The following is a 19,906-nucleotide window of genomic DNA, read 5'->3' on the forward strand; positions in this document are numbered from 1 at the left end:
CTTTCGTGTAAGTAGCCTGGTTCTTCGTGTAGTGAACCGTCCGGGTGACCGTAGTGGTATAACCCTCATCACCTGGTTTGCCGGCATCTGTAACCGCCTTAAAGTCTGCACTGCTGTAAGCACCACCGTTATCTACCGTATTCTGGAAACCTTTAACAGCAGTTGCTGCAGCGGTTAATTCGGGCACTAATTCACTTCCAGTGCCACCATCAACTGTCCAGTCACTGTATACCACATTGCCGTTGCTATCTAATGTAGCTGTCCGACTGACATTGACAGTTGTATTACCAACCATCTTAGTGTAATCACCAGTGTTCTGTTGGGTGACTGTGATAATTCCAGTCAAATACTGGACCTGAGTGCCTTTTGGATCACCGTCTTGACCAGGAGTTCCTGTTGAGAAACTCTTAGTCGTATACGTAACGACTCGTTGCAAAACCACGTTAGTAGTTGTATCTGCACCACTAGTTGCGCTGGTAAAATCAGCCAGTGTATACGCACCAGTATCGCCACTAACGGTTACCGTGTAGCCAGAAACGGGCACATCAGCAGCCGTCAATGCAGTGACTAAATTTCCGTCAGAAACATTCTGAGTTGTCCAATCACCATAGGTCACCTGACCATTGTTATCAACAATCGCCGTCCGAGTTACATCAACAGTCTGTTGTTCTGGATAACTAGCTGGCTTTGGCGCACCGGTATAAGTGGTGTTCACCGTAACCGTTCCCGTAGTAGTTGCTTCAACAATCTTGTAAGTACCAGCAATGAAGTCACCGGTGCTAAAAGCAAATATTGGGTTAGCTGCCTTGATCTTGTTAATTCCAGATTCGTTCAGAGTCAGCGTGTAATTACCAACAGCCGTCGGTACATCCGTGCTGCTTGCAACCGTGTTATTCACAGTGAAATCATCTTGCGTTAAACCGGCATCCTTAACCTTGTTACCGTAAGATACGGTAAAGTCAGGCATTGTCTGGCCGTGAATAATAGCTGTGTTATTCACGGTAATTTCAGTATCCTTATCGCCTGGCGTAGTTGCTATCGGGTTAATGGTAAACGTCCCTTTATTAAAGGCATCAGATGTAAAGGTGTAGTTCGGGTTAGCATTCGCAATGGCGGTCTGAGCAGCAGCCGTTAAACTAATCATGTAGCTGCCGACATCCGTTGGAATGCTGGAGCTAGCCGAGCCACCCTGCTTGGTAAATTCAAAGTCAGCGTTCGTCAAATCAACCTGATTTAGTTTCGAACCGAAGCTGGCAACAAAATCGGCTGGTGTCTGACCAAATATGATGGTCTGACTGTTTGGCGTAACTTGCATGTCTACATCTGAGTCTGTGATGATGGCCGGTGTGATCCTTAAGTGAGCAGAAGTATTCCAAGAACCAACATAGTAATTTGGATTTGGTGTTGCAAGGGTTGGAGTAAATACATAAGTCCCAACATCTTCACCAGGTTCACGGCTAACAGCCACATCCAAAGTTTCACCACTAACCACACCATGGACAGTACCCACAAATACTGGATCAGGTTGACCATAAATCTTAGATGCGTCATTAACATTAAGAATGATGGTTTTCGGTCTAACGTATAGTCTACCATCCTTAAAAGTCACTTTACTAAAATCAAAGTTCGGGTTAGCAGTCTTCAAAACTGCTTGTCCAGTATCGTTCAATGAAACAGTGTAAGTACCTGCGTTCAGATATTTACCACTGTAATCCGTATCCTTTGCACTGATGGTGTAATCCTCTGGGGTTAAGGTTGATGTGTCCAATGTGTGCCCTTCAAGCGTAATGCCAAATCCAGCATCACCATCCTTCGTGATATCACCGTATGTTTTATCTTTAGTTGTCACGGTAACCGTGCCAGTTAATGCTAAAGCAGTGATAACCAACGCACCAGTAGCCAAAGTAATCTTGTAGTTACCACTATCAACAGTGGTTGAATTTGTAACAGTCAAATCATGTGAGCCAACACTCTCGCCTGCTGCTGTACCAGCATCCGCGCGGTTAACCGTGTAATCAACCTCGTCAGTTCCAACTAACCCATCTAGCTTTGCCGTGTAAGCAGGATCCGAATCGCCAAAGACTTTGGTTGCGTCATTTGGTGTGATGGTCAGCGGTGCCTGAGTAATCGCAAATTTACCAGCAGTTGCATTAGCAGCCGTCAACGTGTAGTTTTTGTTAGCAGCCTGTAGCTTAGCCAAACCAGTAGCGGTCAACGTGATGGTGTAATCCCCGACAACATAGTGCCCACTAGTAGATTTAGTGGTTTGAGATAGTTGATAATCTCCTTCGCCAAGCGTAATGCCATTAACATTCAACGGGCTACCGTCAGCAGTCGTCAATGTTGGTGTTAAATCATTGCCATATTGAACATCACTTTGACTAACTGAGACTGTTCCTGTAGTTGTAGATGGTGTGATGGTAAACGTACCTGGTTTATTAGTAAACGTATAGTTAGTACTATCCGCTTCGCTTGCGGTGATAGTATACGTACCAACGTCATTACCTTTGCGTTTTAATCAATAACTGCTTTATCCCGGAAATGAGATTATTCATTACCGTTTGGCTGTTAGTTTCTGATTGTGTGGCAACTTTTAATTTTTTCTGCACGCCTAAATCATCATTGAGGAGGCCGAGTTTGATATTAGTGCCCCCTAGGTCGATGCCGATATACATAAAACCATCACCTACCTGTAATCATTTTAATGATAATACCATAATTACATCACCAACGATATAGAGTTTGATCCATCTCATTAAAAAAGGCAACTCAATCATGAATTGCCCTTCAGCGGGTCTGTATACACAGACTCGCTATTTATTTTTCGCTTTTCCTTGGTCTTCCTTACGCAACTTATCCGCGGTATCCAGAATATATTGACGCAATTCATCCTTGATTTCAGGATGAGTCAGACCGTATTCAACGTTGGTCTTTACATAGCCGAACTTATTACCAACATCATAACGTTGACCTTTAAATTCGTGTGCAAAAACCCGTTGAGTTTGGTTCAGAGTATCGATGGCATCCGTCAACTGCACTTCGCCACCCTTACCAGGCTTCTGCTTGGCTAACACATCGAAAATTTCTGGTGTCAGCAAATAACGGCCAATAATGGCAAGGTCACTTGGCGCATCTTCTACAGCTGGCTTTTCAACGAAACGGTTGACGTTATAGAGGTCAGTATCCACTTTATCTTGAGGATCGATGACACCATAGGCAGATACTTCGTCATGAGGCACCTTTTTAACGGCCAGAATTGAGGCATGGGTCTTCTCATACTCGTTGATCAATTGCTTGGTCAATGGTACTTCATCGCTCATTAAATCGTCGCCCAACATAACTACGAATGGTTCATCCGCGATAAATGACTTGGCGTAACGAATGGCGTCCCCTAACCCATTAGGATATGGCTGACGAATGTAGTACAGGTTCATTCCTGCTGCAGCCGTGGTTTCTTGAACTAAATCAAGTAACTTGGTCTTACCCTTTTCCTTCAAGTTCTGTTCCAGTTCAGGTGCAGAATCAAAGTGATCTTCGATTGAACGTTTCTGTTTCCCCTCAATGATCAGAATATCTTCGATTCCACTGGCCTTTGCTTCTTCAACAATAAACTGAATTGTTGGTTTGTCCACAATAGGCAACATTTCCTTAGCAAGCGCTTTGGTTGCTGGCAGGAACCGGGTCCCAAGACCGGCAGCCGGAATCACCGCTTTACGTACTTTCATGATGAAATCTCCTCTATTAACAGAATAGTGCTGATTACAGCTATCTTTCATTTTACACTATGTACAGGATAATTAGGGATATTTTAATCAAATCTTCAAATTTCTCCTCACTCAGTGTTTAACTTCATTCACTTGTTCAAAGATCTCCCGTACCCACTGACTATCACCGCCGCCTTGGTACTGCTGCTCTAAGGCAGCAAATCGTAGCTTAGGGAACTGGTACCAGTCATGCGTTTTCAGCTCGTTTAGCATGGCAGTTGAGCCCCTTTCAACCCCATGAATCATCCGCTTCACGTGTTCTGGACGTAAATAACCGAGTCGCTGAGCAAAGGTGAAGAAAGCAGTTAACGTTGGCTGAATTTGACTGTAATCCCATTTTTTGAATAGCAAGCCAGGAAATAGCTGTTCCAGTAACGTTTCGATATCGTGCATCCCGGTATTTTTGATGGTTTTGCGCTGGCGGTTGTAAAGGGCATCGGTAAAGATCATGACGTACAGTTGCAGTTCTCCCTCACTGCTCTGTTTGAGCAACGGCGCACACTCGGGAGATTGCACAAACAACTTGAACCACTGGCTGACGTATCCGCGCACGGATTCACTAGTGGCCGATTGCCACTGTGGCAGTGACTCTTCGGCACCATACGGTAATAAGTAAGCCGCTGTCACCGGCCGCATGAGTGCGGTCAGCTGATCATAGTTCATGGCAATATGGTTGGTCTCAGCTTCAACCAGCAAAAAGGTCGTCATTGATTCGTAAATTTGATCGGTCAGTAACGCATTCATGCCTTCTTGATAGGCACTGCTGAGGAACCGAAAAAGTCCGCGGTGAACACTGCCAGCATTCCATTGGTTGAAAGGCACCTTGACCTTTTGCGCCATTAACTTAAACAGACCGTGAACGGCCACCTTAGTGACTTGCTTATCCATCACATCCGTCAGTTGATGCTTTCGCAAGAACCGAACAAACCCACCCCATTCACGTGAAAAATCATCTTCGTACGCTACCACCATCGATATCTGCCCCATTCCAGAAAATTAGTACCTGTTAATATTATTATAGCAAACACGTACCATTATCAAAGTTTAATTAGGCACATTCACTGACATTTGTCCTATAATTGGGGCAAAAAGGGGATGTGTGAGATGCGGCAACGATTATTCAGCGGTGCCTTTGCAGAAACGCTGCAATACGTGATGGCGAGCTTACAGGGTCCCGTGAAAACGCGAACTGGCAGTTTAAAGCACACGGTGACTATCAACCATCAGCAATATGTGTCTAAATACACTATCAATCAGATCCGCCAGCGCTATCACCTGCGTTACCAGACCAAGCGGATCAATCACCAGCTGGTCTACGTGAACCGGGTCTGGCTGTATACCACCACGGCTCGCAGCGGTGTCTGGGACTATAAGCACCCCACTAAGTCCAGTCAGGTTACCCACAACGGCCGGTTCATCGTGTTCCGCACTTGGATGGGTGGCAGTGCCAGCAAGCTGACCTATGTCAGTCTGGATACGGGGAAACTGTATACGGCGGACGTGATTAATTTGAAATAAAAAAATGATTATCAGTCAATTTCTGGCTGGTAATCATTTTTTAGTCGCACTTAGCGCTATTGGGCAGGCAGTCACAGGCTACTTCCGTTGGTGCAGTTTTGGCTTTCTCAGTCAAGGCTGCCTGTAATTTTTGAATATCGGTTTGGGTCAGCTCCACGTGCTGGATCAGGTTCAACAGCGTCTCGCCCTTCTTCATGGCACACAGGTGGTCAAAAAGCTGTTCGGCTGAGCCGTTCATGGCTTCGGTCTCACTGATAGTGGCCGTATAGAGAAACCGGCGATCCTGTTTTTCAGTCTGCAGCAGGCCCTTTTTCACCAGTCGGCGCAACAGCGTCTTGATGGTCGAATCCGACCATGACCGCTTCGCCTGCATCAGGTCAATCAGCTCACGGGAATAGAGTTGTCCTTTGGTCCACACGATGCGCATCAGTTCCCACTCTGATGGCGTGATCTCCTCAATGGAATTTTGTACCGCTTCACTCATGGTTATTTCCCTCCGTTTACAGTTGTAACTCTACATGCAGTTTATCATGTTCCCCAGTTAAGTCAATCAATTACCCTGTTTCCATTTCATTATACCGACCCTCACCGCTCCGGTCTATACCTGAAGTCGATTCAGTTGTCATCGTCAACCATCTCCGTATAATAAGCATCAAAGTTGCCACCAGGCGACTGACTAAGGAGGAAATTGATCATGGTTAAAGTAGGCATTAATGGGTTTGGCCGCATTGGCCGGTTAGTATTGCGCCGGGTGCTGGAGTTAAACGACCCGGATATTGAAGTCACCGCCATCAACGATTTAACAACGCCGTCGATGCTGGCCTATTTGTTTAAGTACGACACTACTCACGGTACGGTACCCTATGACGTATCGGCTACTGACGACTCACTGATTATTGACGGTCACGCCTACCGCGTCTATGCGGAACGTGACGCCAAGAACATCCCTTGGGTAGACAACAACGACGTGGAACTGGTCCTGGAATGTACCGGCTTTTACACCTCGGAGGAAAAGTCGCAAGCCCACTTGGACGCCGGCGTGAAGAAAGTCCTGATTTCCGCGCCAGCTGGTCCCATCAAAACCATCGTTTACGGTGTGAATGACGACACCCTCACCCCAGACGATACCATCATCTCGGCGGGTTCCTGCACCACTAACGCCTTAGCACCCATGGCTTACGCGTTGAATCTGGAATTTGGCTTAGAGGTGGGCACCATGACTGTGATCCACGCCTTTACCAGCTCGCAAATGATTCTGGATGGGCCTAAGGGCAGCAAGCTGCGGCCGAACCGCACCGCATCCGCCAACACCATTCCCCATTCTACTGGGGCGGCCAAGGCGATTGGCCTGGTCATCCCCGAAATTGACGGCCATCTCCAGGGCCACGCGCAACGGGTAGCGGTGATTGACGGTTCCGTGTGCGAGTTAGTCTCCGTGCTGGCGACTGAGAACGTCACGGCGGATCAAATCAACTCAGCGGTTAAACCCTACACGGTTAACAACGATTCCTTTGGCTGGAACGAAGATAGTATCGTTTCATCCGACATCATCGGTGATACCCACGGGGGCGTGTTTGATCCAACGCTAACGGAAGTCACCTCTAACGGCAAGTATCAGGTGGTGAAGACCGCCACTTGGTTCGACAACGAGTATGGCTTTGTTTCCAACATGGTACGGACGGCTAAGGCGTTTGCTAATGCGCAAAACTATGGTGAATAGATTGAATTGAATTTTTGATTAACACGGCTGATTACTTGGCCGTGTTTTTTTGTCTAATGGACACCGTGAATGCTAGGTGTATCGAAGTTAGACTCGGCCTTGGCATTAGTGGTCTTGGTGACCAGAGCGTCTGGGGAGCCGTAGTAGCCGATGTACTTGGTGTTGTTCACCGTCACGGGCTTTGCCATGAGGTTATCGATGTTTAGGTCAATTTGATTGCGCTGTGAAACTTGTTTGATAGTACCGCTGTTGGCTGTGCCGAACTGCCACTTTTGAGCAGTGAGCGTGATGGTTTCGCTGGTGACTTGCTTGCCACTTTTGTTTTTACCGACTTTGGCAGCGACTGGGTAAGCTTTGGTGGCTGTGAAGTGAAGCTGTTTCGTGGATTGCTTGAATTGGTTATAGCGCTGCTGATCCTGTTTAGCCTCGCTGTTCGCCTGTGCAATGCCCTTCTTATAGGTATATTGATCCGAGTTCTTCTGGTTGGACTTGTCCAGTTTCAGTTCACCTTGGTAATTGGTCTGCTGACTCTTTAAGGTTTTGTTGAAGGCAGTTCGCTCATTATTTTTGGCTAAGGTGATGGTTTGGGCGACACTCTGATTGTTTAGTTTTTTGAGTGAGATCCCTTGTACCTGATAATCGGTGACCTTGCCCTTTTGCTGGACCAGAATATCGCTGACCTGACTGTTAGGCTTTGGCGTGGCCGTGTTGAGCCGGTACCAGACCTGCTGCTTGGGATTTTGCGCTGTGGTGGCGAAGGCCACCTTGCTGGCTTTGGCAGCATCCGTTGAGTGGCCGCACCCCGCTAAACTGAGTAACGCTACCCCAGCTAGACTGATTAAGGTTAATTGACGTAAACGTAATTTCATGATCATTTTCCCCTCCAAATGAACGTTCTATCTTTACCTTAACGTTGCGTTTTGCCAAATGCAATCCCTCTAATTTACCAATATAGCGGTTACATCCAGATTGTGCCTTTTATCACTAGCCCGTTCGTTGTAAGATAAATAGGTTGTTATGATATGACTGAAAGTAACTTATAGACGTCTCAACAAACTATGATTGAAAGAGGGATCTTCCGTGTCAAAACGAAACATCTTCATCGTCACCTGCGCGTTACTCCTATCCAATGCCATGAGTGGGCTTGATAACACCATTATTAACACCGCGTTACCTGCAATTATTTCGGATCTTCATGGGATTGAGTTAATGGGCTGGATCGTCGCTGTCTTCCTGTTGGGAACAGCCGTCAGCACGTTACTCTGGAGTAAATTGGGCGAACACATCGGTAACAAACAGGCTTACCAATTGGCCGCCATGTTCTTCGTGGTGGGGTCATTTCTCCAAGGGATTTCACCCAACATCGTCTTTCTGATTATTTCCAGAACGATTGCTGGAATTGGGAACGGCGGTGTGGTGTCACTGCCCTACATCATTTACGCTCATTTATACGAAAACCCCCGCAAACGCATGAAAGTGCTGGGCTTCGTGTCAGCCAGTTACAGTATGGCCACCATCATCGGTCCGTTAGTCGGCGGCTACATCGTGGATGCCTTTAGCTGGCACTGGGTATTCTTCTTAAACGTGCCGGTGGGCTTAGTTTCTGCTATCCTGGTTCAGATTTATTACAAGTCTAACCCGAAGTACCGGGTGGACAGTGCCGTGGATTACGTGGGTGCCTGCCTCATGAGTGTTGGCCTGATTGCGTTATTAGCCGGCATTGAAATGATTGGCAGTGTCAGCACGACGGTGGTCATTGCCGTGATCGTCTTCGCCGTGATTTGCCTAGGCGTACTGTTACACTACGAAAACCGCGTGGAAGACCCCATCATTCCCCAGCGACTGTTTAAGAACCGGCCGCTGATGATTGATTTCGCCCTATTTATCCTCATCTGGGGTGCCTTTCTGGGCTTTCTGATCTACAGTCCCATGTGGGCGCAGGCGCTCTTAGGCACCAGCGCGCTGATTGGTGGCGCCACCCAGATTCCAAGTTCAATCACCGACTTTCTGGGATCCGGCTCAGTGGCCCCTATGCGTCGTTTTCTCAGACCACAGAAGGTGATTGCCATTGGAATCCTCACCTTGGTGCTGTCCTTCCTGCTGATGGTGGTGATGGGCGTCAAAGCCCCTTACTGGCTGTTGCTAGTTGCCGGTGTGTTTGAAGGCTTCGGTAACGGTGCCTGCTTTAACGAACTGCAGGTTAAAGTGCAAGAAGACGCTGACAGTAATGACGTCCCCATTGCCACCTCCTTTAGCTTCCTAGTCCGCATGCTCAGTCAAACGTTTATGGCCTCGATTTTCGGTCTGATCATGAACAGCGCTCTGCGTCGTGGCGTGAACGCTTCAGGTGGTCAAATCACCATGAAAATGATGAACAAATTAAGTGACGCTCAATCCGTTGGGTCGTTACCTGCTCAATTGATTCCGCAAATGCGGGTGATCCTGCACAACGGGCTGCATAACATCATGGTGGTATCGTTAGTGCTGATGCTGATTGCTGGCGGGATCAATATTTGGGCGCAGCGGTTGGAGAAGGTTAAGTACGCGCGGTTGGAAGCGGCTAAATCGGCTTCTTAGATTGAGAATGTATTAGGCCTCATTGCCTAAACGCGTTCCAAAAGGCATGCCCCGGCCGTATAAGTCAAAAAAGCGGTATCCCGAAGAACCACCGGGATACCGCTTTTTCGTCTTATACTCTGGGGCATAGGCGCCTTTTTCCACGCTCTACTTGTCCCTCTCAATCAATTCCCTCATCACTGTCTGCAAGGTCTCCGCAAACGGCGCATTAACATCCACATGGCTCTGATCCAGCCTCTGCTGCCACCACTGATTCCGGATATCCACGATTTTGGGCACTACTTGGCTGCCGGCTTCCGTAATTTTGATGACGTTAGTGGTTCGATTATCCACGGATTGGGTCTGCGACACGTAGCCCAACTCCGACAAGCGCTTGATTTCCCGGGTAATTTGGCCCTTATTGATCACCAATCTTTTTGCTAATTCGTTTTGACTATGCTCTCCCTGCTGCTCCAGCAACAGTAATATGTAGGCGTTGGTGACGTTTAAATTTAATTGTTTGTAAACTGGTTGCGTATCTCGCTGAAAAGCGCGGTGAATAATGGAAAAACTCTGAGCGAGATCTCCCGGAAAAGTTTGTAAAGTCAAAATGATCCCTCCTGTTAATCTGCGTAATTGATTCAATTATACCGTTTGGTGACGCAGTTTGAACATTAAGTTTAAAATATCGTGAGTTTTTGTTGTGAAATTTCTCAAAGGAGTTGTGTTTGAGGAGAAACCATTGACAGATCAACCGTTAAATACTTGACGATTTCAATCTAACATTCTTGACAAGCGCTGGAAAATAGATTAAATTAGTCAGCAACAAAATAAAAGTAAAAACCACCTTTTAATTTAATCTATTTTAAGTGAATTTTACTTTTACTTTAAAGGCTTTATTATCTTATATCTAACAGAGGAGAGACTAGCATGAAGGAAAACGGTATCGAGAACAAGGGTAATCGTTTCAATATGTGGAAGATTCATCTGTCAGTAGCAACCGTGACACTAATACCAGCAGCCGTAGGAATCAACTACGTGGCTAAGGCATTCGCGGAGGGGTTAAAATTACCGCTGTGGTTAGGGTCTTTGGGGACTTATTTAGCCAGTATGCTGGCTGGCCCCACTGCCGGCGCAATCAGCGGCTTTATCAACAACATTATCTACGGCTTAACCCTATCGCCAGTTTCAACCGTGTATTCCATCACCAGTATCGCCATTGGTATCGTCGTCGGTGTGTTATTCAACCGTGGCTGGTTCAGCAACGCTAAGCGAGTCTTTGTTTCAGCTATTTTAATCGCCTTAACTTCAGCAATTATTTCAACCCCACTGAACGTCATTTTCTGGGGCGGGCAAACCGGTATTCCGTGGGGCGACGCACTGTTCGCTACCATGATCGGTAATCACATCAACATCTGGATTGCCTCGTTCACTGACGAATTCGTACTGGATATTTTGGACAAAGTCGTTGTGGCCTACATTGCCTTCTTCATTTACCGTCAATTACCGCAACGCATGATCAACTACTTTAAGGACAATCAATAATGGAAATTCGGGATAATAGTCTTTCAAACATAGCGAAAATCCGCTGGTATAATTTGATCGATCCAGTGACTAAACTGCTGGTGGCCCTCTTTTTGACCATGCTGTCGTTTGTATTCACAAATTTGTACTTCGAAGTCAGTCTGGTTTTGATTTCTTTCGTGCTATTACTCTTGTCCCGGTTATCATCCGCTACCATCAATGCAGTGTACTTCTGCTTATTTCTCATCGTCACTATGATCTTGATCCAAGGCTTATTTTACAGTGGCAATGTGCATCCGCTATTTTCAATCATGAACATTACCTTTTACCGCGAAGGTGCGCTTTACGCGGTGACCATGAGTGCGCGAATCCTGATTATTATCTTCGCCATCGGCTTTTTCATGAGCACCACCACAATTTCGGAAAACGCCAAGTACCTAGAAGCCATTGGTCTGCCATACAAACTGGTTTACCTGCTCATGTCGGTTTGCTACATCCTTCCTCAGATTCAACAGAACATGAAAAAAATCCAGTTTGCAGAACGCGCTCGGGGCATCAACCCGCAAAAAACGGTGGCACAAAAGGTGCGCTCGATTCTGCCGATCCTGATTCCGTTGATCATCAAAACCTTCGATCAGTCCATCAACCGTTCTATTACCTTACAGTTACGGGGATTCGACAGTCCAGAACGGACCCTTGCCACGCCGAAGTACCACTACGTTAGGGCACGGTTCAATCATTATCTATTGAGTTTTCTCACTATTTTTCTAATCGGGTGTAAACTATGGCAAATATTCAGCAGATTTCTATAACTCATCTCAGTTTCACCTATCAGCATGATACCAATACCGTGCTGCACGATATCAACGTGTCGGCACCGCTAAACAGCATCATCGGGATTATCGGCAATCATAACGCGGGTAAAACGACGCTGTGTCGCGTTCTAGCTGGCATTATTCCCAATATGATGGGCGGTGATTTACTGGGTGACGTCCACATCGGCAACTTATCACCAACTAAAGACTGGTCTGTGCTCAATCGGCAGACCGATTTTGTGCTGCAAGATCCTAATAGCCAACTCAGCGGGTTAGCAGATACCGTGGCCGACGAAATCGCCTTTGACCTGTTGAACCACGGGGTGGATGAAACCACCATTCAGCGGCGGGTGGCGGACGTTGCCGCTCAAATGCAGTTAACCGCTCAGCTGCAGCAATCCCCCAGCTCACTGTCGGGTGGCCAGTTGCAGCGGTTGGCGATTGCTACGGCCATTGTCACCAAGCCTGGCATCCTCATTTTAGACGACCCCACCAGCGAGATGGATCCGCAAGGTCGCGCTGACTTCTTCAATTGGCTGGCAACCATTAAGGACACCACGATTTTCATTGTTTCAAATGAAATTGACGATTTGTGTGAAATTGCTGACCGGCTGTGGGTGTTGGTAGACGGTGAGCTGGTTCGTAAAGGCACCTCGCTTGAAGTGATCAATCAGTTGAACCCAGAATGGCAGATTGGCACGCCTAAGGTTTACCAATTAGCCAAACTCATGTATTGGTCGCTGGGTGCTGACTTGTTTCCGGTGAATATCAATCAACTAAGGGGGTGTGTCCATGACCAGCATTCAAATTGACGGGTTAAAGTATCAGTACCCCACTAGTGACTTTAAGTTGGCTATTGACCAGCTGACCATTACGGAAAATCTGGTGGCGATTGCGGGGCAAAATGGCGCGGGTAAGTCTACCCTGTTTAAGCTACTCACCGGGCTGGTGCACCCGCAAGCTGGCGAAATTCACATCAATCATCGGGACTTAGCCAGCCTAACACCGGAAGACCGCCTAAAGACCATTGGCATCGTGTTTCAAGATCCCAGTTCACAGCTCTTTAACGCTACCGTGGAAAAAGAGGTCGCCTGGAGTGTCCTGCAGGTTGAAACCGATGCTGCGGTAGTGGCTGATACGGTCAACGATGCGTTGGCTACAGTTGGCCTGACAGAACTAAAAGATAAGAACCCCTTTGATTTATCCATGCCGGAAAAGAAGCTCCTATCCATTGCAACAGTGCTAGCTGTTAACCCACAAATCTACTTATTTGATGAACCCATGATCTCGCTGGATTGGCCCAGCCAACAGCTTGTTACCCATCTGATGCAGCACCTGGCCGAAGAAAAGCACCAAGTGATTGCCATTACTCATGATATGAACTGGCTGGCAGCGACCTTTGCGAAGGTGGATGTACTGGCTGATGGTCAAGTCATTTTTGAGGGAAAACCTGAAACCTTCTTCGGCGATTCGGCTTTAACTCAAAAAACGGGATTAATGACACCTCGTATTATGCAGATTGCTCAAGAAGTGTTTGATGATTCGCGGGTGTATTTGACGCCGGAGGATTACTTTGAGAAGCATTCGGAGAAGCGTTAACATTCAGAATTAAAAATCCGTTTTATACTCACAATGTGGTGCAATGTGAGTATAAAACGGATTTTTTAATTGCAGTGACATACCCAAAAATCGTACAAAAAACACCCTTCCCTCCACATGGAAAAGGTGTTTCTTTTGAACGCAATATAACGAGTATATTAACGCTTTGAGAATTGACCAGCCTTACGAGCTTTCTTAAGACCTGGCTTCTTACGTTCTTTCATACGTGCATCACGAGTTAACAGACCGGCACGCTTGAGGGGACCACGAAAATCTGGGTCTACTTCGAGCAATGCACGGGCGATACCGTGACGTACAGCGCCGGCTTGTCCTGAGAAGCCACCGCCATTAACGTTTGCTAAAACATCATAGTTGCCTAGAGTTTCAGTAACGTTAAATGGTTGAACAACCACTTCACGCAAGTTAGCGAATGGAATGTAATCTTCGATTGCTTTGTCATTCATAACGATTTTACCAGTACCTGGTACTAAACGTACCCGAGCTACTGAGTCTTTACGACGGCCAGTGCCGCGATATTGTACTTGAGCCAATTTGAATTCCTCCTTAAATTAGGTTAGTGATGTCTAAAACTTCAGGCTTTTGAGCAGCATTGTCATGTTGGTCGCCAGCGTAAACGTGAAGCTTCAAGCCGATCTTGTGACCTAATGAAGTATGAGGAAGCATACCCTTAACAGAAGTTTCAATCAGCTTTTCTGGGTCATTTGCACGAAAATCACCAGCAGTGCGTTGCTTTAAACCGCCTGGATGGTTCGTATGATGGTAATAGATCTTCCGTGAAGCCTTCTTACCCGTTAAAGCAACTTTCGAAGCATTGATCACAATCACGTGATCACCAGTATCTACATTTGGGGTGAACGTTGGCTTATTCTTACCACGTAAGATGTTTGCGACAGCTGAAGCAAGACGTCCCAAAGGAACATCAGTTGCATCAACCACGTACCACTTGCGATCCACGTCACCTGGTTTAGCCATATATGTTGTACGCACGATTATTTTCCTCCAATTTCAGTGTTTGTTTGACATCCGTTAACAAGTTTCCGGGGCTTATCGTGGGGCAAACAATACCAATTAACATAGTACAAATTTCTGCCCCTTAAGTCAAGGGTTTTCCGGATTTGTTTTCTTTCTTGTGAAAATCTCAGCGCTGACGCTTTGGCAGCTTTGTGGGATGCGCCGGATCATCGCCTTCATAGTAGACGTGTTTGAGATACAGCCCGCTGGCCGGCACCGTCCGCCGAGCAGCACGCCGGTCATTGATCCGGTACAGGTTTTGAATATCATCCACCGGCCGAGTGCCAGAACCGATTTCAACCAATACCCCTACCATGATGCGCACCTGGTTGTAGAGGAAGCCGTTACCATAAAACTCAAACACCAGCTCATTGTTAGCCTTGTCTAAATGGCATCCTGCTTCATAAATCGTTCGGAAGTAAGTCCGGGCTGAAGACCCCGAAGCCACGAAGCTGGTAAAGTCGTGCTCACCGATCAAATCTTGAGCCGCCTGATTGATACGATCCACATCCACCGGAAACTTCCAGTGGCCGGTGTAATTGCGCTTGAAGGGATTGCGGAATTCCCCCAGATCCATTCGGTACACGTACCGCTTACCAGAAACGTCATAGCGGGCGTGAAAATCGTTGCTGACAATGTCGACGTGCAGGACCTCCATATCGACAGGCAACATAGAATTCAGCCCCTTACGCATATTTTCGGCCGTTAAATGATACGGCATATCGAAGTGAACCACCTGCCCTAAGGCATGCACGCCAGCATCCGTTCGGCCGGAACCGTAAACCACGATGGCCGGTGTGGGATTTTTGGCCATCTTATTGACCACCCGCGTTAACTCGCTTTCAATCGTCCGCTTGTGCGGTTGCCGTTGAAAGCCAGCAAAATTAGTGCCGTCATAGGCTAATGTAATTTTATATCTCAAAAAAATTATTCCTCTCAACTAAAATAACGTAGTGCGAAGACCGCACCTAAACTGATGACGTAGATCACCAATGACACGGTGTCTACGCCATGCCACTTCAACAGCCGGTACTTGGTCCGGTTTTCACCGTCCTGATAGCCCCGAGCCTCCATGGCCGTGGAAATTTCAATCGCCCGGTTAAATGCGTTGACGAACAACGGGATCAGGATCGGCACGATAGTTTTGATTCGCTGACGCAAACCGCCTTCACCAAAATCGACCCCACGAGAACGCTGAGCATTCATGATCTTTTCGGCTTCATCCATCAGCGTTGGCACGAACCGTAACGCCAACGATAGCATTAGTGCCAGCGTTGCTACTGGAAAATGAACTTTCCGCAACGGGCTGAGCAGTGATTCAATCCCATCCGCAATTTCCAGCGGTTCAGTGGTAAAGGTCAAAATGGTAGAAACCAAGATGATCAAAACAAAGCGCATTAAAATTAAACCAGCACTATTAAGACCATTTTGGCTCACCACCAGCCAGCCCCACTGCCAGTAAACGTGACCGCCGGCGCCAAAGAACACTTGAATCAAAACGGTAAAAATCATCAGCCAAAATAAGGGCAATAACCCGCGAATATAAACTTTTAATGGGATGGCAGACGCAGCCACCGAAGCCAGTAACAGCACCGTCATGATCAAGTACGTCCAGAAATCATTGGCGAAGAAAACCACCGCGATGTACAGAAAACTCAGGACTAATTTAGCCCGGGGATCCATGCGATGAACCCAAGAATGCCCAGGGATGAAACGGCCAAACATGACTTTATTCATGGCTGTTTGCCCCCTTTTGCAACTGAGGTGCCAGTTCATCAGCCAGCTCGTCAACGGTCAACGGCATGGTATCAAACCGAAACCCAGCCTGCTGAAGTTCGTAAGCAAACTTGGTAGCTGATGGCAGGCCCAACTGATGGGCTTCTAGCCATTTAGGATCGCTAAAGATTTCTCGCGGCGAACCTTGCTTGATCAATTCACCATGACCCATCACCAGCACATGGTCCGCGTAGTTTGCCACGTCATCCATTTGGTGAGTAATGAGAACAATGGTCAATCCCTGTTCGTCCCGTAGCTGTGTGACTAACTGCATAATTTCCAGCCGGCCACGTGGGTCCAAGCCTGCAGTGGGTTCATCCAGTACCAGTACTTCCGGCTCTAACGCCAGTACACCGGCAATCGCAACCCGGCGCATCTGACCACCAGAAAGATCAAAGGGTGAACGGCTCAGTAAAGACTCGTCCAATCCCACTTCTGCTGCCATCCGTTTAGCCAGCGCCGTCGCATCCGCTTCCGAAACGCCAAAGTTCTGCGGGCCAAACGCGATGTCTTTGAGCACCGTTTCTTCAAATAACTGGTTTTCAGGAAATTGAAACACCATGCCCACTTTTTTACGTAGCGGTTTGAGATGCTTATTGTTAGTTTCATTGGTAATCACTTGGTCGCCGATGGTCACCGTTCCAGAAGAAGGCTTTAGCAACGCATTTAAGTGCTGAATCATCGTGGATTTACCACTACCGGTTTGACCCACTACCGCAGTAAAGGATCCCGGCGTAATATGCAGATCAATATTCTTCAGGGCTTGGACAGCGAAGGGTGTGCCAGCCTGATACCAGTAATTTACTTGTTCAAACTTGATCTCCGTAGCCAATCGACTAAGCCCCTTTCGTCTAAATAGGTTTGTGGAACCGCAACATGGCGTTCCTGTAATGCATCTTTGACCTTTTCGGGAAGCGGCACATCGAGTCCCATCTCAACCAGCTGTTTGCCATGACTAAAGAGTTCCTCTGGGGTGGCCTCTTCCACAAAGTGACCGTCGTCGATGACCACTAGCCGATCAGCATTGGCAGCTTCATCGATATCGTGGGTGATGGAAAGCACCGTTAAGTTCAGTTGTGCTTTAAGCTGCTGGATCACAGCCAAAATTTCCTGTCTGCCACGCGGATCCAGCATACTGGTGGCTTCATCTAAAATGAGGATCTTCGGGGCAATGGCAATAATCCCAGCCAAGGCCACCCGCTGTTTTTGACCACCAGAAAGGTTCGCCGGTTCACGATTCTTATATGCCAGCATGTCCACCTGTTTCAGTGCTTCGTCTACCTTAGTCACCATGGTGTCGCGGTCAATAGAACGGTTCTCCATCCCGAAAGCCACATCGTCAGCCACCGTTGCACCCACGAACTGGTTATCGGGATTTTGGAAGACCATCCCAACTTTTTCCCTAATTTGCCAGACCGTGTCTGGACTGAGTACTTGACCATCAATGGTGATCTTACCAGAATCAGCCGCCATCAGCCCAATCAGCAGTTTGGCTAACGTGCTCTTCCCACTGCCGTTATGACCGACGATGGCCACCCAGTCACCAGCCTGGATCTCAAAGCTGACGTCATCAATCGCTTTGGTATCAGTATTACTATATTGATAATTTAAATGTTCAACTTGAATAATGGCCATTATATATTTTCTCCATCTTTCGAAATTCACACGTCATTATAACAAATCTTGCCCCTACATTGATACTTTCACAAGCATTTTTTTAATAATGGACGGGTTTATTATTTGGAATGCTGAAATATCTAGCCTATAATTAGATAAGTAGGAGAACGCTTTCATTATTTACTTTTAGGAGGTATATCAATGACAAAGAACATTGTTGTCGTTGGTGCAGGCTTCGCTGGGGTTTTAACAACTAAGAAGCTTGCCAAACGATTTAAATCTAATGCTGACGTGACGATTACTTTAATCGATCGTCATTCCTATTTCACCTACTTGACCGAACTTCACGAAGTGGCCACGGAACGGGTAGCGCCTGACGCAGTTCAATACGATTTACAGCACTTATTCAAACATGCTAAAAACGTCAAGCTAGTTACCGACAACGTCACCCAAGTGGATAAGGACAACAAAAAGGTGATCGCTGAAAATGGTGAATATCCCTTCGACAGCCTGGTCATTAGTTTAGGCGGGGAACCTAATGATTTTGGTACACCAGGCGTTAAGGAAAATGGCTTTACCCTCTGGTCCATGGAGGACGCCATTCGTCTGCGCACGCACTTGGACGATGTGGTTCGTCGTGGTGCAGCGGAACACGATCCTGAAAAGCGCCAAGCACTGCTCACCATCGTGGTCTGTGGCTCAGGTTTCACTGGTGCCGAAACCATTGGTGAACTGATCGACTACAAGAAGATCCTGGCAAAACGCTACCGAATCGATGAGAACGAAATCAAGGTCATCTTAGTTGAAGCAGCGCCAACCATCATCAATATGCTTGACCGGACCAACGCTGCTCACGCGGAAAAGTATATCAAAGATAACGGTATCGAAGTACGGGCATCATCTGCAATTACAGCCGTTAACCCCGATTCAGTTGAAATCAAGGAGCAAGATCCCATCGCTACCGAAACTTTGATCTGGACCGCTGGGGTCAAGACCAACCACACTGCTGATGAATTCGGTATTGAAACCGGTCGTGGTGGTCGGCTGGTCACCAATAAGTACCTTCAAGCGCAAGGCTTTGAAGACAAGAGTATTTACGTGGCCGGTGACGATGCCAACGCAACTGAGGAAGGTGCTGAACGTGCCGTACCTCAAACGGCTCAAGAAGCCGAATTTGAGGCCTATGTCGTGGCTCACAATGTGGCAGAGGACATTAATGGCAGTTCTAGTTACGAGGCCTTCAAGGACAAAAATATGGGCTTCATGGTTTCCTTTGGCTACCGTTACGGGATTGCCCAAGTCTTCGGTGGCAAACGCATTCGTGGTTGGATTGCTACCTGCATGAAACACGGTGGCAACCTACTCTACTTCATGCGGATTCGTTCTGGCTACGCCATGTGGAAGTACCTGATGGATGAAATCTTCAAGACGGCAAATAAGCGGACTGTGCTAGGCAGCAACACCGCAACGAACACCAACGTACTGTGGACATTGCCACTGCGTTTATTCTTCGGACTTGGACTGTTCTTTGACGGTATGAGTAACATGGGCGGTACCGCTGGCTGGATGACCAGCTTATCGCCAACCATGGGCACCATCGAATTGATCCTTGGTGCGCTGATCTTCTTTGGCTTGGCAACCTGGTGCGCCAACTTCTTAGTCATTTTAGGATTTCTATTCCTGGTTCACACTTGGCCCGCCAGTTGGATACTGTTTGTCGCCTTCGCGTTACTAAACGGTTCCGGCCGAACGTTCGGTTTAGATATCTGGTTCGTACCGTGGTTGCAACGTACTTGGGGACATTCACGTTATGGTATCCCGCGTTCAATCTACAAACAAAAATAAATCCTACTAAAATAAGCATCTCCCGGTTGATTGGGGGATGCTTATTTGGTTCTACAATATCTGTTGTTGGTAATAGATTATATCTATTACTGACAACAGATTTTTTGTACACTATTAAATAAAAAACGGGCATTCCCGCC

General features: G+C 47.1%; 20 protein-coding genes and 1 pseudogene. 8 read left to right on the forward strand and 13 right to left on the reverse strand.

Annotated elements, in window-relative coordinates; translation table 11 throughout:
- The 4 genes and pseudogenes from CES82_RS11700 to CES82_RS11710 all read right to left on the reverse strand — a co-directional run.
- Positions 1-2,341 (reverse strand): MBG domain-containing protein (locus CES82_RS11700; RefSeq protein ID WP_143466312.1); only part of this gene is annotated, 2,341 nt, incomplete at its 3' end.
- Positions 2,342-2,431: 90 nt separating this feature from the next.
- Positions 2,432-2,497 (reverse strand): annotated as a pseudogene (locus CES82_RS12835) (hypothetical protein); the annotation flags it as partial.
- A gap of 316 nt (positions 2,498-2,813) precedes the next feature.
- Entirely contained in the window at positions 2,814-3,725 is a 912-nt protein-coding gene (gene galU, locus CES82_RS11705; RefSeq protein WP_098826461.1) for a UTP--glucose-1-phosphate uridylyltransferase GalU, read from the reverse strand.
- Positions 3,726-3,836: 111 nt separating this feature from the next.
- Complete coding sequence (locus tag CES82_RS11710) at positions 3,837-4,751, reverse strand: hypothetical protein (RefSeq protein WP_143466313.1); 915 nt, start codon at positions 4,749-4,751, stop codon at positions 3,837-3,839.
- Between the two features lie 117 nt (positions 4,752-4,868).
- Between CES82_RS11710 and CES82_RS11715 the strand changes: the two genes are divergently transcribed.
- A complete protein-coding gene (locus tag CES82_RS11715) occupies positions 4,869-5,282 on the forward strand; it encodes a hypothetical protein (protein WP_098826465.1) in 414 nt (137 codons plus the stop codon).
- A gap of 40 nt (positions 5,283-5,322) precedes the next feature.
- Here the strand turns inward: CES82_RS11715 and CES82_RS11720 are convergent, their stop codons facing one another.
- Positions 5,323-5,766 (reverse strand): CopY/TcrY family copper transport repressor, encoded by a 444-nt coding sequence (locus CES82_RS11720; RefSeq protein WP_098826466.1) that lies wholly within the window; start codon positions 5,764-5,766, stop codon positions 5,323-5,325.
- A 207-nt stretch (positions 5,767-5,973) separates the two neighbouring features.
- Here CES82_RS11720 and gap point away from each other — a divergent pair, with 207 nt between their 5' ends.
- Positions 5,974-7,002, forward strand: coding sequence for a type I glyceraldehyde-3-phosphate dehydrogenase (gap, locus tag CES82_RS11725; protein WP_180245738.1), 1,029 nt, complete (start codon positions 5,974-5,976; stop codon positions 7,000-7,002).
- Between the two features lie 53 nt (positions 7,003-7,055).
- Here the strand turns inward: gap and CES82_RS11730 are convergent, their stop codons facing one another.
- Positions 7,056-7,871: a hypothetical protein gene (locus CES82_RS11730; RefSeq protein ID WP_143466314.1), complete on the reverse strand. Its 816-nt coding sequence runs from the start codon at positions 7,869-7,871 to the stop codon at positions 7,056-7,058.
- 211 nt (positions 7,872-8,082) lie between these two features.
- Here CES82_RS11730 and CES82_RS11735 point away from each other — a divergent pair, with 211 nt between their 5' ends.
- Positions 8,083-9,579, forward strand: coding sequence for an MFS transporter (locus CES82_RS11735; protein WP_098826472.1), 1,497 nt, complete (start codon positions 8,083-8,085; stop codon positions 9,577-9,579).
- A gap of 147 nt (positions 9,580-9,726) precedes the next feature.
- Here the strand turns inward: CES82_RS11735 and CES82_RS11740 are convergent, their stop codons facing one another.
- On the reverse strand, positions 9,727-10,167 hold the full coding sequence (locus tag CES82_RS11740) for a MarR family winged helix-turn-helix transcriptional regulator (protein WP_098826473.1): 441 nt from the start codon (positions 10,165-10,167) through the stop codon (positions 9,727-9,729).
- Positions 10,168-10,488: 321 nt separating this feature from the next.
- Between CES82_RS11740 and CES82_RS11745 the strand changes: the two genes are divergently transcribed.
- Genes CES82_RS11745 through CES82_RS11760 form a run of 4 tightly spaced genes read left to right on the forward strand, consistent with a single transcriptional unit; the run spans position 10,489 to position 13,496 of the window.
- Positions 10,489-11,103: an ECF transporter S component gene (locus CES82_RS11745; RefSeq protein WP_098826475.1), complete on the forward strand. Its 615-nt coding sequence runs from the start codon at positions 10,489-10,491 to the stop codon at positions 11,101-11,103.
- Entirely contained in the window at positions 11,103-11,894 is a 792-nt protein-coding gene (locus CES82_RS11750) for an energy-coupling factor transporter transmembrane component T (protein WP_098826477.1), read from the forward strand. Before CES82_RS11745 ends, CES82_RS11750 begins: the two co-directional genes overlap by 1 nt.
- Positions 11,867-12,709: an ABC transporter ATP-binding protein gene (locus tag CES82_RS11755; RefSeq protein WP_098826479.1), complete on the forward strand. Its 843-nt coding sequence runs from the start codon at positions 11,867-11,869 to the stop codon at positions 12,707-12,709. Before CES82_RS11750 ends, CES82_RS11755 begins: the two co-directional genes overlap by 28 nt.
- Positions 12,690-13,496: an energy-coupling factor ABC transporter ATP-binding protein gene (locus CES82_RS11760; protein WP_098826481.1), complete on the forward strand. Its 807-nt coding sequence runs from the start codon at positions 12,690-12,692 to the stop codon at positions 13,494-13,496. Before CES82_RS11755 ends, CES82_RS11760 begins: the two co-directional genes overlap by 20 nt.
- A 158-nt stretch (positions 13,497-13,654) precedes the next feature.
- Here CES82_RS11760 and rpsI read toward each other — a convergent pair whose 3' ends face one another.
- The 6 genes from rpsI to CES82_RS11790 form a co-directional block, all read right to left on the reverse strand.
- Complete coding sequence (gene rpsI / locus CES82_RS11765) at positions 13,655-14,047, reverse strand: 30S ribosomal protein S9 (RefSeq protein WP_098826483.1); 393 nt, start codon at positions 14,045-14,047, stop codon at positions 13,655-13,657.
- 13 nt (positions 14,048-14,060) lie between these two features.
- Complete coding sequence (gene rplM / locus CES82_RS11770) at positions 14,061-14,504, reverse strand: 50S ribosomal protein L13 (RefSeq protein WP_098826485.1); 444 nt, start codon at positions 14,502-14,504, stop codon at positions 14,061-14,063.
- A 151-nt stretch (positions 14,505-14,655) separates the two neighbouring features.
- Positions 14,656-15,450, reverse strand: a complete 795-nt coding sequence (gene truA, locus CES82_RS11775; protein WP_098826487.1) for a tRNA pseudouridine(38-40) synthase TruA — start codon at positions 15,448-15,450, stop codon at positions 14,656-14,658.
- A 14-nt stretch (positions 15,451-15,464) separates the two neighbouring features.
- Positions 15,465-16,265 carry an energy-coupling factor transporter transmembrane component T family protein gene (locus CES82_RS11780; protein WP_098826488.1) on the reverse strand — a complete coding sequence of 267 codons (801 nt, stop codon included), beginning with the start codon at positions 16,263-16,265 and terminating at the stop codon, positions 15,465-15,467.
- Positions 16,258-17,136, reverse strand: a complete 879-nt coding sequence (locus CES82_RS11785) for an energy-coupling factor ABC transporter ATP-binding protein (RefSeq protein ID WP_098826490.1) — start codon at positions 17,134-17,136, stop codon at positions 16,258-16,260. Before CES82_RS11785 ends, CES82_RS11780 begins: the two co-directional genes overlap by 8 nt.
- The gene (locus CES82_RS11790; protein ID WP_098826492.1) at positions 17,106-17,939 is read right to left on the reverse strand and encodes an energy-coupling factor ABC transporter ATP-binding protein; all 834 of its coding nucleotides are present in this window, start codon (positions 17,937-17,939) and stop codon (positions 17,106-17,108) included. Before CES82_RS11790 ends, CES82_RS11785 begins: the two co-directional genes overlap by 31 nt.
- A 183-nt stretch (positions 17,940-18,122) precedes the next feature.
- On the opposite strand from CES82_RS11790, the gene CES82_RS11795 reads away from it, so the two are divergent.
- Positions 18,123-19,766, forward strand: a complete 1,644-nt coding sequence (locus tag CES82_RS11795; protein ID WP_098826493.1) for an FAD-dependent oxidoreductase — start codon at positions 18,123-18,125, stop codon at positions 19,764-19,766.
- The last annotated feature ends 140 nt before the right edge of the window (positions 19,767-19,906 follow it).

Origin of the sequence: Secundilactobacillus silagincola, from assembly GCF_002583405.1 — a bacterium.
Taxonomy (GTDB): Bacteria; Bacillota; Bacilli; order Lactobacillales; family Lactobacillaceae; genus Secundilactobacillus; species Secundilactobacillus silagincola.

What these genes read in the sequence shown, in the direction of transcription:
- galU (WP_098826461.1), bottom strand. Translation starts at nt 3,725, where the DNA reads ATGAAAGTACGTAAAGCGGTGATTCCGGCTGCCGGTCTTGGGACCCGG.
- CES82_RS11710 (WP_143466313.1), bottom strand. Translation starts at nt 4,751, where the DNA reads ATGGGGCAGATATCGATGGTGGTAGCGTACGAAGATGATTTTTCACGT.
- CES82_RS11715 (WP_098826465.1), top strand. Translation starts at nt 4,869, where the DNA reads ATGCGGCAACGATTATTCAGCGGTGCCTTTGCAGAAACGCTGCAATAC.
- CES82_RS11720 (WP_098826466.1), bottom strand. Translation starts at nt 5,766, where the DNA reads ATGAGTGAAGCGGTACAAAATTCCATTGAGGAGATCACGCCATCAGAG.
- CES82_RS11730 (WP_143466314.1), bottom strand. Translation starts at nt 7,871, where the DNA reads ATGAAATTACGTTTACGTCAATTAACCTTAATCAGTCTAGCTGGGGTA.
- CES82_RS11745 (WP_098826475.1), top strand. Translation starts at nt 10,489, where the DNA reads ATGAAGGAAAACGGTATCGAGAACAAGGGTAATCGTTTCAATATGTGG.
- CES82_RS11750 (WP_098826477.1), top strand. Translation starts at nt 11,103, where the DNA reads ATGGAAATTCGGGATAATAGTCTTTCAAACATAGCGAAAATCCGCTGG.
- CES82_RS11755 (WP_098826479.1), top strand. Translation starts at nt 11,867, where the DNA reads ATGGCAAATATTCAGCAGATTTCTATAACTCATCTCAGTTTCACCTAT.
- CES82_RS11760 (WP_098826481.1), top strand. Translation starts at nt 12,690, where the DNA reads ATGACCAGCATTCAAATTGACGGGTTAAAGTATCAGTACCCCACTAGT.
- CES82_RS11780 (WP_098826488.1), bottom strand. Translation starts at nt 16,265, where the DNA reads ATGAATAAAGTCATGTTTGGCCGTTTCATCCCTGGGCATTCTTGGGTT.
- CES82_RS11790 (WP_098826492.1), bottom strand. Translation starts at nt 17,939, where the DNA reads ATGGCCATTATTCAAGTTGAACATTTAAATTATCAATATAGTAATACT.
- CES82_RS11795 (WP_098826493.1), top strand. Translation starts at nt 18,123, where the DNA reads ATGACAAAGAACATTGTTGTCGTTGGTGCAGGCTTCGCTGGGGTTTTA.